The following is a 13392-nucleotide window of genomic DNA, read 5'->3' on the forward strand; positions in this document are numbered from 1 at the left end:
GCACCCATTTGATAATCAAAAACTTGACGAATAATTTTGACTTATAAATTCATAAAAAGTGAGGAGAGATTCAGTATATTATGAAAAAGATTAAAATAGGAGCTGTAGGTCTTGGAAGATTGGGAAGAAAGCATGCAGAGAATATTGCATTTAGAATACCAAATGCAGAGTTAACGGCAGTATGCAGCCTTATACAGGAAGAAGTAGATGATGTAGTAAGAAGTTGGGATATTCCTTACGGATATACCGATTTTAATCAAATGCTCAAAAATAAAGAGTTGGATGCAATTGCAATATCTTCCTCATCTACAGAACATTGCAAACAAATTGAGGCAGCACTGGATGCCGAGTTCCATGTATTCAGTGAAAAACCTTTAGGAGTTAACCTGGAAGAATGCAAAATTGCAGAAAAAGCTGTAGAAAGACATCCTGACAAGGTCTTTTTCTTAGGTTTCATGAGACGTTATGATGACTCTTACGCTTATGCGAAGAAGAAGATAGAAGAAGGCGCAATCGGCAAACCTATCCTTATAAGATGTTATGGCTTGGACCCTGTAAAGGCAGTAAAAGGTGCTATTGCCTTTGCTGAAAAGAGCGGTGGGTTATTCCTGGATATGGCTATACATGATATTGACCTGGCAAGATGGTATTTAGGTTCCGAGGCAAAAAGCATATATGCCGTTGGAGGATGCTATGCCTATGAAGAATTCAAGAAATATAACGATGCCGACAATGGAGCTGCATTGATACAGTTTAAGAATGGTGCAATAGGAATGTTTTATGCAGGCAGAACCTGTGCTCATGGATATCATATAGAAACGGAGATTGTCGGGACTGAAGGAAGCTTAAGAATAGGCACTATCCCGGAAAAAAATCTTGTTACTGTATTTAATGATAACGGTGTGGTTAGGGAGTGTGTTTCCGGGTTCCTGGAAAGATTTGAAAAGGCCTATTTAAATGAAATGCAGGAATTTGTAAACTGCATCGTTGAAAACAGAAGACCGGATGTAACTGTTTATGATGGTACGAATTCTACAATTATTGCTTATGCATGCAAAGAATCTTTTGAAAATAATAAGCTTGTTACTTTAGAATAAACAACCTGCTATTATATAAACATACGGGGATAGGTTTAAATCACTGAAAAAGTCGAGTTGTGCTGCGAAAGAGGGTGAGACTTAGGGACATTCCACGTCGTAAAGCGCTATTTGCAAGTTTTGCACTAACAAGTGGTGTGTCCGAAACCACTGAAAAAGTCCGGTTCAGCAGGAAGAAGGGCTGCGACTTGGGGACGGTTCATCTGTCGAATGCGCTTTTCATGCGACTGAGGAACCGTCCCCATGTCGAAGCCCTTTTTTGTAAAAATCGCTGTATTTAGCATGTGCATATTATAACTCTAATGTAAAATTATTATCATTTCATATATATATGTGTGCTATGTTGCATTAAAAAATTTACATATTATTTTTTATACATATTAAACAAAATGATATATATTTTATTATAAAAAATTATTAAAAAATATTGACACTATCTTAAATCATAAGATATAATATCCTTAGTAACGTGCCCGAGCACTTAATGGAGGAGAAGGTTATAGTTACTATAAGATCAATAGCTGAAGCTGCAAATGTATCGAGGGGAACTGTTGATAAAGTTTTAAATAATAGGCCGGGCGTAAGCCAGGAAGTGAGAGAAAGGGTAAAGAGAATAGCAGAAGAAATGGGTTATAAACCCAATCTTGCTGGCAAAGCGTTGGCCTTTCAAAAAAAACCATTAAGAATCGGAGTTATAATTCTAAACAAAGATGACCCTTTATTTCAAGAAGTCTATGAAGGTGTGAAAAAAGCTTCTCATGAACTGAAGGGATTTGGTATTACTGTGGAATGCTGCGTTATGGGCAGTGTGAATGTACAGGAGCAATTAATGTGCATCAGAGAATTATATAGTAAAAATATATCTGCATTGGCTTTATCTCCACTAGATGAAGAAATAATAAGAAATGAACTTAAAAAACTTACTGAAGAAAATATAAAAATTGTAACCTTCAACACTGATATAACTGGTATAGAGCGGGTGTGCTTCGTAGGCCAGGATTTGAAAAAGAGTGGAAGAGTTGCTGGAGACCTGATTGGAAAGCTACTTCCGGATGGGGGAAATGTATTAGTAATTACCGGACCGGAGAAAATTAAAGCTTTACAGGAAAGGGTTGCAGGCTTTAAGGAAATAATCGAAAAGGAATATCCCGCGATAAAAATTATCGATGTCCTACAAAATATACATGATAACGAATCTTCATATCTTCAGACTGTTGAGATTTTGAAAAGACAGGATTCTTTAAATGCCATCTATATAACGGGAAGAGGTATTGGGGGAGTTGGCAGGGCTATCCGAGAACTAAACAGAAGACATATCAAATTTGTATGTTTTGATAAAATTCCCGAAACGATAGAGTTGATAAAAGATAAAATAGTGGATTTTACTATAACTCAAGAACCTTTCATGCAGGGGTATTTGCCAATCAAAATACTGTTTGAGTACTTTTTTCATAACAGATTGCCTGATAACGAACAGGTATATACCAAGCTGGAAATAAGGACAAAAGAAAACATAGACATATAAAATTTTTTTGCACTTTGCGTGCCCGGGCACGTAAAAATATATTCTAGGAGGCGGAAATATGATTGAACAATTAAATTTCAGAGTTAATTTTAACAATGCAGATTACTCAGATCTTTGTTTTTCGAATGAGGACAAGAGGGTTCTCAAGGAGCTTGGCAAGCAGGTGGCAGAAATAGCAGCCAGGCCTATAATGGAGGAAAGGAAGAAACTATGGATAAGACATAATAATCTTCAAAGGACCAGGCCGGTTTTATTGTGTGATCCTGAAAACGGATGGAATGAACTGATACCGGAAAGTCAACTAAAGTGTAAGAACAGTATTGCCAGACATTGGGAAGACCATTTAAGAAAACAGATATTCTGGGGAAATGAAATGAATGATGACTATGTGGTTGAACCGTATTTTAATCTACCTTATGTATATAAGGATAAACAATGGGGAGTGGCAGGCAGTACAAGGGTAGCAACTGAAAAGAAAACCGCAGAACAAGGTAAAGCTTATCATATAGAAACCGTCCTGGAAGAATTCAGCCAAATAAAAGATATTACCAAGCCTGAATTGACTATAGATTATAAGACAACCGAAAGCTTGTTGGCTACAGCTCATGAAATTTTTGATGATATTATCACCGTAAGACTAAATACAGTGTGGTTTTGGTCTGTAGGTCTTACCGATGATCTCGTTTTTTTAAGAGGAATGGAAAAACTCATGTATGATTTTTATGATGAACCGGAACATGTACATGAAGTTATGGACATATTATTTAAAGGTACAATGGAAAGGCTGGATTTCTTGGAAGAGAATAATTTATTGTGCCTTAATAATGACGGTTCTTTCGTAGGGTCAGGAGGTATGGGTTTTACAGATACACTTCCGGCAGAAGATTTTGACGGAAAGGTAAGGACCAAAGATATGTGGGGGCTTGCAGAAAGCCAGGTTACTGTTGGAATTTCTCCAGATATGTTTGAAGAGTTCATTTTCCCATACCAGAAAAAGCTTATGGAGAGGTTCGGACTTACTTGCTATGGCTGCTGTGAACCTATGGATGACAGGGTTGATATCGTAAAAGCTGTGCCCAATTTAAGGAGAGTTTCGGTGTCACCGTGGGCAAATAAAGAGCTTATGGCCGCTAAGCTAAAGCATGATTATATTTACTCCATGAAGCCTTCTCCGTCACATCTGGCGGTGCCTAAAATGGATGAAGAGGTTGTCAGAAAAGAAATTAGAGAAGCATTGAAAATCACCAGGGATAATTGTGTTGAACTTGTTATGAAGGACAATCATACTCTTGGCAACAATCCCGAAAACATTAAAAACTGGGTAAAAATCGTGAGAGAAGAAATTGATTCACTCTAAACATATGTCAATACAGATTTAAAAAATTTTATGTAAAATGATATTACCTAGTAGAACTCACATTTTAAAGAAGTATAAAAGTTATTATAATTCTTTAAAATGTGAGTGGAACAATGCTCCTTTGTTCATATTTCATAAAATTATATAGATTTTTATTACAAAAAATAATCAAAAATTACAAAAAATACTTTACAATTTACTTAAGTTAATATATAATAACAATATAAATTGCAAGCGCATGCAAAAGGTGATCATTGTGGCAATTACAACAAATGATATTGCAAAAATAGCAGGTGTAAGTCAATCTACCGTATCACGCTGTTTGAATAACAGTTCTTTGGTTTCAGAAAAAACAAAAAAAAGAATCAAAAAAATTGCTGAAGAGTTAGGGTTTGAATTTAATGCAAATGCAAGAAGTTTAAGCACAAGTAAAACCGGTACAATTGGTGTTATTTATCCCGAAAACTTTGCTGATTTTAGTATTAATTTTTACTTTAGTTCTTTGCATAATCAATTGAGAGAAAGTCTGGAAAGAGAAGACCTTGACCTGATTGTTGCTTTTTCTAAAAATAGATTTACAGGAAAAAATAATATTAAAAAGTTAATTACACGCAAAAAAATAGATGGCCTTATTATTGTACACTCACAATTGGATGATGAAACTTTAAGTTTTTTAAATAATTCTAAAGTCCCATTTGTATTTTTGCACCACTATTTAAGCCTTGACGACTCAGAAGATGCAGATGTTATTTATACCGACCATTTTAAAGGAGGGTATTTGGCCACAGAGCATTTGATAAAATTAGGGCATCAAAAAATTATGTGCATTTCAGCTGTTGGAGAAGGAGATGAATTTAAATTAAGAACACAAGGATATAAAGCAGCCCTTAGTAACTATAATCTTTCTTTTGATGAACAATTATTGTTTTATGGAGATATCACTTTCCAGTCAAGCTATCGAATTGTAAAAGAGAATGTTGAAAAATTAAAAAAAATAAGTGCGATATTTGCACAAACTGATATGATGGCCTTAGGGGCAATGGAGGCACTGAGGGAATTACATATTGAAGTGCCGCAAGACATAGCATTAGTAGGTTATGATGATATTGAATTAAGTACATGTTTTAAACCATATCTAACAACAATTCACCAACCTAGAGAAGAAATTTCTTTACTTGCTTGTGAACGTTTAATTGAATTATTAAATTCTAATAAACCGATAAAAAAGAGAAAAATTGCAATTCAACCTAAGTTAATAATAAGAGAATCATGCGGAAGTAAAAAATAATGTAAATTTTTTTTATTATATATTTACTGATAATGATTTTACATGGCAGATAAAGTCAATAAGTTCACGGTTCACAGTAAAAGCTATTAAATCATTTACTACTTTGAACTGAGAACTGTTAACTGTGAACTATATAGTTGCATACGTATGCAAAAACCACTTAAAGCAAGTCTTTAAAATAAAGGTATCTATGTCTATGCATTTGTTTAAAATTTATAAATTTATATTAAATATTGTAATACTTTATAAAAAATAGGAATAGTAGAAAATAAAATGTGTAATAAATACGAAACATATGTTTGTCTTTAAAGTTCTAATCAAGACGGTTTATCCATTTATTGTTTGCATACGCATGCAAAATAAAATTTTTAGAGTGAAAGACTTTAATGATATATTTTAATATATTATTTCAAATGAAATTCTCCAATTAAAATTTATATATGATATAAACTAAGTCCTTAAGTTATTATAAGGATTTAGATTATATAAAAAATACAATATTTTTAAGGAGGAATGTCTAATGAAAAACAAAAAACTTTTGGCGGGTGTACTGGTTTTTATGTTGGTGCTAAGCTTATTTGCAGGATGTGCTCAAAAACAAACGGCACCTAATAACTCGTCAAGTGAGCAGCAACCTAAAAAGGAGGAAGTAAAACAAGAGGATAAGACACAGAAAAAAGTTAGAATCGGTGTTTCAATGTCTGATTTTGATGATAAGTGGCTGTCTTATATGATAGATGCCATGAAAGCTTATTCTAATACTTTAGCGGATGCAGAGGTAATATTTGTTGATGCGAAAGCTGATACAGCAAAACAGTTGGCACAGTTGGAGAACTTTATAGCTCAGAAAGTTGATGTAGTTGTAATTAACCCGGTAGATACGGATGCTACAGAGCCTTATACCAAGATGTGTAAGGATGCAGGCATTCCGCTTATAAGCGTTAACAGAATATTCAAGAATCAGGAAGAGGCTACAGCATATGTAGGTTCAGATTCTATTAAGGCCGGTATCATGCAAATGGAATATTTAGCCGAAAAAATGGGTGGAAAAGGTAATATTGTAATCCTCCAGGGCGACCTGGCACACGAAGCAGCAAGAATGAGAACTGAGGGAGTTAAAAAAGTTATAAAAGAAAAATATCCTGATATTAAAATTGTTGCAGAGCAAACAGGAAAATGGCAGAGACCATTAGGGATGCAAATAATGGAAAACTGGCTGCAGTCCGGTATGCAAATTGATGCTGTTGCCTCTAACAATGATGAAATGGCAATCGGAGCTATCCTGGCAATTGAGCAGGCTGGAAAGTTAGGAAAAATTCTTGTTGGTGGTGTGGACGCTACTCCTGACGCACTGGAATTTATGAAACAAGGCAAATTGAATGTAACTGTGTTCCAGGATGCGGCAGGACAGGGTAAAGGCGCAATAGAAGCAGCTTATAAAGTAGCAAAAGGTGAAAAAATTGACAAAACAATATGGATCCCGTATGAATTAGTAACACCTGAAAAATGTGATGAGTATATCAAAAAATGGCAAAAGTAAATAAATAAACTGTTGACTAACTTGGAAATAAAATCATATAAAGGATACCGTATAAGATTAGGTATCCTTTATATGAGAAAATGAAAAAAGATTAAAAATTAGAAAATGAGGTAATGCCTATGACTAAGGAATATATTTTAGAAATGAGTAATATTTCCAAATCGTTTCCCGGTGTTAAGGCTTTAGACAACGTCCAGTTAAAAATCCGAAAAGGGACAGTTCATGCATTAATGGGAGAGAATGGCGCCGGTAAATCAACATTAATGAAAATACTGGCTGGTATATATCAACCCGATGACGGCACCATAATTTTCAAAGGAAATCAGATAGAGGTTAAAAATCCGCATGATGCTCTTAAATATGGTATTTCTATGATCCATCAGGAGTTAAGCCCAATACCGCATATGACAGTTGCTGAGAATATTTTTCTGGGAAGAGAACCTCTTATAGGCAAAACAGGACTTGTGGACAAGAAAAAAATGGTGGAGGATGCAAAAGAACTTTTAGAAAAACTGGAGATGCATGATATTAACCCTACGGCATTAATGCACCAACTCAGTATTGCAAAGACACAGCAGGTAGAAATAGCAAAAGCTATATCTTATGATTCTGATTTAATTATAATGGATGAGCCTACATCTGCTATTACTGAGGTGGAAGTAGAGCACTTGTTTAAAATAGTAAGAAATTTAAGGGATAAAGGTGTAGCTATTATTTTCATTACGCACAAAATGGATGAAGTTTTTAAAATAGTGGACGAAATAACTGTATTCAGAGACGGACAATACATTGGTACTGAACTAGCTGAAAATCTCAATAAGGAAAAACTAATCGAAATGATGGTAGGACGGGAGATTACACAAATGTTCCCAAAGGAACCTGCAGAAATCGGTGAAGTTATACTGTCTGTAAAGAATCTTACAAAAAGTGGACTATTTGAGAATGTGAGTTTTGATTTGAGAAAAGGTGAAATACTTGGTTTTGCAGGATTAATGGGTGCAGGAAGAACGGAAGTAATGGAAAGTATATTTGGAATTAGAAAGGCTGACCAAGGTGAAGTCTATATTAAAGGAGAAAAAGTTGAAATAAATACTCCAAGAGACGCAATAAAACGAAAAATGGCTTTTTTAACTGAAGATAGAAAGCTGACAGGAGTATTTCTGCCTTTAGCAGTTCGTGATAACATTGTAGTATCATGTATTGATAAATTTATTAATGGTTTGTTCCTCAATAAAAAGAAAATAGAAGAAGTATGTCAACAGGAAAAAGATAAACTAGCTATAAAGACACCTAATATGGACCAAAAAATAAAGAATTTAAGCGGTGGTAATCAACAGAAAGTTTTAATATCCCGGTGGTTGTTAACTGACCCGGATATATTAATCTTAGACGAGCCAACAAGAGGAATTGATGTAGGGGCAAAATCTGAAATTCACAGATTGATGAGCAAACTAGCCCAACAAGGAAAGGCGGTTATTATGATATCCTCTGAACTGCCTGAGATTCTGGGCATGAGTGATAGAATTTTGGTAATGCATGAAGGTAAAATAACTGGAGAGCTTGATAGGTTTGAAGCAACTCAGGAAAAAGTACTCGAATATGCAACAGGAGTAGCCGTAAATTAAAATCATATAATAGGTTAGGAGGAAACAAGATGGCGCTTAAACATGGGGAAGCAAAAATTAATAACAAAACATTAAATAAAAATAATGCCGTATCAATATCTAATTTCAAGCAAATGTATAACCGTTATGGAATATTTTTTATACTAATTGCATTAGTTGTTCTAATGTCTGTACTTTCTCCATCGTTTTTAACAGTTATAAATATTATGAATGTAGTAAGGCAAATATCTTTTATTGCAATTGTGGGAATTGGTGTTACAATGGTTATTATCACTACCGGAATTGACCTGTCTTCCGGTTCTGTTATTGCATTGGCATCAGTTGTGAGTGCGAGTTTTGCACATCCAAATACGTATCCTCTAGTAGTACCTGTGCTTTTAGGTCTTGCAATGGGAGTGCTCTGTGGTGCTGTTAACGGTTCAATTATCGCAAAGGCAAAAATTCCTCCTTTTATTGTCACTTTAGGTATGATGACTGTCGCAAGAGGAGCTGCACTGTTATATAGTAATGGCAAACCAATCGGAAATTTTACCAATGAATTCATATTCCTTGGTGCCGGAAAAATTATGGGTATACCCGTTCCTATAATTATCCTGCTATTTGTAGCAATAATCACACATATTATGTTAAACAACACAAAATTCGGAAGACATGTCTATGCGATAGGTGGTAATGAACAGGCAGCAATCATATCAGGTGTAAACGTCAATAAAGTTAAGGTTTTAGTATATACTTATGCATCATTTTTAGCAGCTCTTGCAGGAATAGTATTAACCGCTCGTATTAGTTCCGGGCAGCCTGGTTTGGGCGTATCTTATGAACTGGATGCCATTGCAGCAGCTGTAATCGGGGGGACCAGTTTGAGTACAGGAGGAATAGGCACAGTAGCCGGGACAATTACAGGTGCTCTTATTATTGGTGTAATCAACAACGGAATGGATTTATTAAATGTTTCTGCTTACTGGCAGCAGATTGTAAAAGGTGTAATTATTGTAGCTGCTGTTTTATTGGATCAGATAAAAAATAAATAGATATAGGATCAAATCAAAAATAAAATTTGTGCTTGAATGTCAGGACTTAGGTTTCTATAGTTTTCAAGTACATTATAAAAACTATCTAAAAACAAAAGACTGAGGGTAAAACCTCAAAATAGAAAGTGAGGTAATAGAAAATGAAAAAAAATGTAAAAGTCGGTATTATAGGTGCTGGAAGAATCGGAAAGCTGCACGCCGAGAATATTGCATATCACATTCCAGAAGCAGAAATTGTAGCTATTGCAGATGTATATGCTGATCAAATCAGGGAATGGGCTGCAAATCTTGGAGTACCGATGGTTACGAATGACTATAAGGATATTTTAAATAATCCTGATATCGATGCTGTTGTAATTTGTTCTTCTACCGATACTCATGCACGATTTACAATAGAAGCAGCTAAAGCTGGTAAGCATGTTTTTTGTGAGAAGCCTATTGATTTAACGGTTGAAAAAGTTAAGCAGGCAATTGAAGCCGTAAAAGAAGCGGGAGTAAAATTGCAAATTGGATTTAACAGGAGATTCGACCATAATCACAAAAGGGTTCGAGATGCAGTATTAGAAGGTAAAATTGGTGCTCCTCATATTATTAAAATCACATCCAGAGATCCTGCTCCGCCACCAATTGAATATGTAAAAGTTTCCGGGGGACTTTTCATGGATATGACCATCCATGATTTTGATATGGCAAGATATTTATCGGGGAGTGAAGTTGAGGAGGTATATGCCAGCGGAGCAGTTCTTGTAGATCCAGCCATTGGTGATGCAGGAGATATTGATACGGCGGTTATAACATTGAAATTTAAGAATGGTGCTATTGGTGTAATTGATAATAGCAGAAAAGCTGCTTATGGCTATGACCAGAGGTTAGAAGTTTTTGGCTCTAAAGGTTGTATGATGAATTTTAATGATACACCATCTTCGGCGGTTTTAAGTACAGTTGAAGGCGTATTTAGTGAAAAGCCTAAATACTTCTTCCTTGAAAGATACAAGGATTCCTTTATTGCAGAAATGAAAGAATTCTTTAATGCAATATTAAATGATACCGAAACGCCTGTTACAGGTATAGATGGTCTAAAGCCTGTCCTTATAGCACTTGCCGCTAAAAAGTCTATGGAAGAAGGAAGACCTGTAAAAATAGAAGAAATAGAAAAAGCATTTTAATTTTTTTAGGGGGTTATCAATATGAAGATTTGTTTTAATCAAGCAACTACAATGAAAAATTCCACGCTTGAAAAAGATTTGCATTTTTGCGAAAAATATGGGTATGAACTTATTGAAATTCGACTTGACAAATTACGTGAATATTTGAAGGATCATACAACGGACGATCTTGTAACATTTTTCAACAACAGCAGGATTAAACCTTTTGCATTTAATGCCTTGGAATTTATTACTTTCCGTGATGAAGAAGGGTACAAGCAGATCAAAGACGATTTAAAATTCCTATGTGAGGTTGGAGAAAAAATTAATTGCAAAAAAATTGTTGTAGTACCTACTTTTGATATTGGAAACTATACAAAAACCCAAATTAAAGAAGAGTCTATTCGTGTATTAAATGATTTAGCGGATACTGCTGAACAGTATGGAGTAAAGCTGGCGTATGAGTTTGTAGGTTATCCTAATTGTTCTGTTAATACATTTGGTCAAACATACGATATTGTAAAAGCGGTAAATCGTGAGAGTGTAGGGATGGTTCTGGACTGTTTCCATTTCCATGCCATGGGTTCAAGACTAGAAGATTTACAAAAAGCCGATGCTAAGAAAATTTTCATTTTCCATATTGATGATGCTGAAGATTTGCCTGTAGGTGCATTAAGAGACCATCAAAGATTATGGCCGGGAGAAGGAGCTATTGATCTAGACTCAATTTTAAAGACATTAAAAGAGATTGGCTATAATGAAATGGTATCGGTAGAATTATTTAGACCGGAGTATTGGGACTGGGATATCGAAGAGGCAATAAAAGTAGGGAAACAAAAAACAGAAACAATTGTAGGAAAATATTTTGAAATTGAATAGTTTTATCAAAGTTATAAATTAAAAACATCATTGTAATTTACGATAATAATTTTGCAGATTTGAGTAGAATTAAAATTTAAAAGCTTGCTACAGATAGGCTGTATTTAGTGATAGGTAAAAGCCTATACTGTAGCTTTGTTTTTATAATCTTTAATATGAAAACAGCTCGGAGTTTGGAGCTTGGAGTGTACGAGACACGATAGAACCGATGCGGGTGGGTACCATCATGTCAGAGATTTCGCACTTAAAAAGTTTTTAGGGATATTAATATTATTTAATATTATATTAAGTTGACACTTAAAAAGTAATATGCTATAATTTAACCGTAAAACATTAAACGTTTACGAAAAAATTAGAATAAAATTGCTTATTCAGGATATTGTAAATCTCCTTCTCTGAAGAGACTTAATTGATTAATAACATTCAATAAGTCGCAATCTGTTATGAAAATATAGAAAAGCTCTTATCTTTTGTAAACGTTTCCAAAAGCTGTTTTTATGTTGTTAAAACAATTGATTTATTTTATTTAGATAATTGCTCTCTTTTTTAAAACATGAATATTTAATTCATGATGCTGTTAGTGTAATAATTTTACAGTCTGGAGGGTTAGTAATGAGTACAATTGACAAACTTAACGACTTGCAGCACCGCAGAAGTGTTATTGAGCAGGGCGGCGGTGCTGACAAAGTTAAAAAGCAGCATGAATCCGGCAAATTAACGGCTAGAGAAAGAATTAATTTGCTTATGGATGAAGGAAGCTTTATTGAAATTGATGCCTTTGTAAAACACAGAGGCACAGAGTTTGATATGCCTGCTACTGAAGCTCCCGGGGAAGGGGTTGTTACCGGCTATGGTACGGTAGATGGACGACTGGTCTATGTCTATGCCCAGGATTTTACTGTCATCGGCGGGTCTTTGGGAGAAATGCATGCCAAAAAGATTTGTAAAGTGATGGATATGGCAATGAAAATGGGAGCACCCATTGTTGGCATTAACGATTCCGGCGGTGCCAGAATTCAAGAGGGTATTGATGCGTTAAGCGGGTTTGGGGAAATATTCTATCGCAACACCATCGCCTCGGGAGTAATTCCTCAGATATCCGTTATTATGGGACCGTGTGCCGGCGGCGCAGTTTATTCTCCGGCAATTACCGACTTTGTATTTATGGTAGACAAGACCAGCCAGATGTTTATTACCGGTCCTCAGGTTATTAAAGCCGTAACCGGTGAAGATGTCAGTTTTGAACAATTGGGTGGAGCGATGGCGCACAATAGTAAGAGCGGTGTTGCTCACTTTGTAAGTGCTGATGATAAAGAATGCATTGAGCAGGTTAAATTGCTGCTCAGTTACCTGCCGTCCAACAACCTGTCAGACGCTCCGGTTTATGAAACCAATGACGATTTGAACCGGATATCCGATAAATTAACTGCTATAGTTCCCGATGATGCAAATAAACCTTATGACATGAAAGAGGTTATTGCAGAAATCGTTGACAACGGTGATTTCTTTGAAGTGCATCCTCATTTTGCACAAAATATTATTGTTGGTTTTGCAAGAATGAATGGCAGAACCGTAGGAATTATTGCAAATCAGCCTAAAGTCCTGGCTGGAGCATTAGATGTAAATTCCTCGGACAAAGCTGCCCGGTTTATCAGGTTCTGTGATTGCTTTAACATTCCAATATTGACCTTTACCGATGTGCCAGGGTATCTGCCAGGGGTTTCCCAGGAACACTCCGGCATCATCCGGCATGGTGCAAAGCTTCTCTATGCCTATTCGGAAGCCACGGTTCCAAAGATTAATGTAATTATAAGAAAAGCCTATGGCGGGGCTTACATTGCAATGAGCAGCAAGCACTTAGGAGCCGACATGGTATTTGCATGGCCTACAGCAGAAATTGCCGTA

10 protein-coding genes are annotated in these 13392 nt (G+C 35.5%); all 10 read left to right on the forward strand.

Features of this window, described 5'->3' with window-relative positions; translation table 11 throughout:
- Window positions 1-80: 80 nt before the first annotated feature.
- A complete protein-coding gene (locus CIB29_RS17945) occupies window positions 81-1097 on the forward strand; it encodes a Gfo/Idh/MocA family protein (RefSeq protein WP_094552054.1) in 1017 nt (338 codons plus the stop codon).
- 484 nt (window positions 1098-1581) lie between these two features.
- Complete coding sequence (locus tag CIB29_RS17950) at window positions 1582-2622, forward strand: LacI family DNA-binding transcriptional regulator (RefSeq protein WP_094552057.1); 1041 nt, start codon at window positions 1582-1584, stop codon at window positions 2620-2622.
- A 58-nt stretch (window positions 2623-2680) separates the two neighbouring features.
- Window positions 2681-3979: a uroporphyrinogen decarboxylase/cobalamine-independent methonine synthase family protein gene (locus tag CIB29_RS17955; RefSeq protein ID WP_094552060.1), complete on the forward strand. Its 1299-nt coding sequence runs from the start codon at window positions 2681-2683 to the stop codon at window positions 3977-3979.
- A 256-nt stretch (window positions 3980-4235) separates the two neighbouring features.
- Window positions 4236-5267 (forward strand): LacI family DNA-binding transcriptional regulator, encoded by a 1032-nt coding sequence (locus tag CIB29_RS17960; protein WP_094552063.1) that lies wholly within the window; start codon window positions 4236-4238, stop codon window positions 5265-5267.
- 520 nt (window positions 5268-5787) lie between these two features.
- Window positions 5788-6807: a sugar ABC transporter substrate-binding protein gene (locus CIB29_RS17965; RefSeq protein ID WP_094552065.1), complete on the forward strand. Its 1020-nt coding sequence runs from the start codon at window positions 5788-5790 to the stop codon at window positions 6805-6807.
- A gap of 119 nt (window positions 6808-6926) precedes the next feature.
- Window positions 6927-8432: a sugar ABC transporter ATP-binding protein gene (locus CIB29_RS17970; protein ID WP_094552067.1), complete on the forward strand. Its 1506-nt coding sequence runs from the start codon at window positions 6927-6929 to the stop codon at window positions 8430-8432.
- Window positions 8433-8461: 29 nt separating this feature from the next.
- Window positions 8462-9463, forward strand: a complete 1002-nt coding sequence (locus tag CIB29_RS17975; RefSeq protein WP_094552070.1) for an ABC transporter permease — start codon at window positions 8462-8464, stop codon at window positions 9461-9463.
- 140 nt (window positions 9464-9603) lie between these two features.
- Window positions 9604-10629 carry an inositol 2-dehydrogenase gene (gene iolG, locus CIB29_RS17980; protein WP_094552073.1) on the forward strand — a complete coding sequence of 342 codons (1026 nt, stop codon included), beginning with the start codon at window positions 9604-9606 and terminating at the stop codon, window positions 10627-10629.
- A gap of 21 nt (window positions 10630-10650) precedes the next feature.
- On the forward strand, window positions 10651-11487 hold the full coding sequence (locus CIB29_RS17985; RefSeq protein WP_094552076.1) for a sugar phosphate isomerase/epimerase family protein: 837 nt from the start codon (window positions 10651-10653) through the stop codon (window positions 11485-11487).
- Window positions 11488-12099: 612 nt separating this feature from the next.
- Window positions 12100-13392: acyl-CoA carboxylase subunit beta (locus CIB29_RS17990; protein WP_094552078.1), on the forward strand; the 1293-nt coding region annotated here is incomplete at its 3' end.

The organism is Petroclostridium xylanilyticum, from assembly GCF_002252565.1.
Lineage (GTDB): Bacteria > Bacillota > Clostridia > SK-Y3 > SK-Y3 > Petroclostridium > Petroclostridium xylanilyticum.

Coding starts and splice junctions, on each gene's coding strand:
- CIB29_RS17945 (WP_094552054.1), top strand. CDS start 81: ATGAAAAAGATTAAAATAGGAGCTGTAGGTCTTGGAAGATTGGGAAGA.
- CIB29_RS17950 (WP_094552057.1), top strand. CDS start 1,582: ATGGAGGAGAAGGTTATAGTTACTATAAGATCAATAGCTGAAGCTGCA.
- CIB29_RS17955 (WP_094552060.1), top strand. CDS start 2,681: ATGATTGAACAATTAAATTTCAGAGTTAATTTTAACAATGCAGATTAC.
- CIB29_RS17965 (WP_094552065.1), top strand. CDS start 5,788: ATGAAAAACAAAAAACTTTTGGCGGGTGTACTGGTTTTTATGTTGGTG.
- CIB29_RS17970 (WP_094552067.1), top strand. CDS start 6,927: ATGACTAAGGAATATATTTTAGAAATGAGTAATATTTCCAAATCGTTT.
- CIB29_RS17975 (WP_094552070.1), top strand. CDS start 8,462: ATGGCGCTTAAACATGGGGAAGCAAAAATTAATAACAAAACATTAAAT.
- iolG (WP_094552073.1), top strand. CDS start 9,604: ATGAAAAAAAATGTAAAAGTCGGTATTATAGGTGCTGGAAGAATCGGA.
- CIB29_RS17985 (WP_094552076.1), top strand. CDS start 10,651: ATGAAGATTTGTTTTAATCAAGCAACTACAATGAAAAATTCCACGCTT.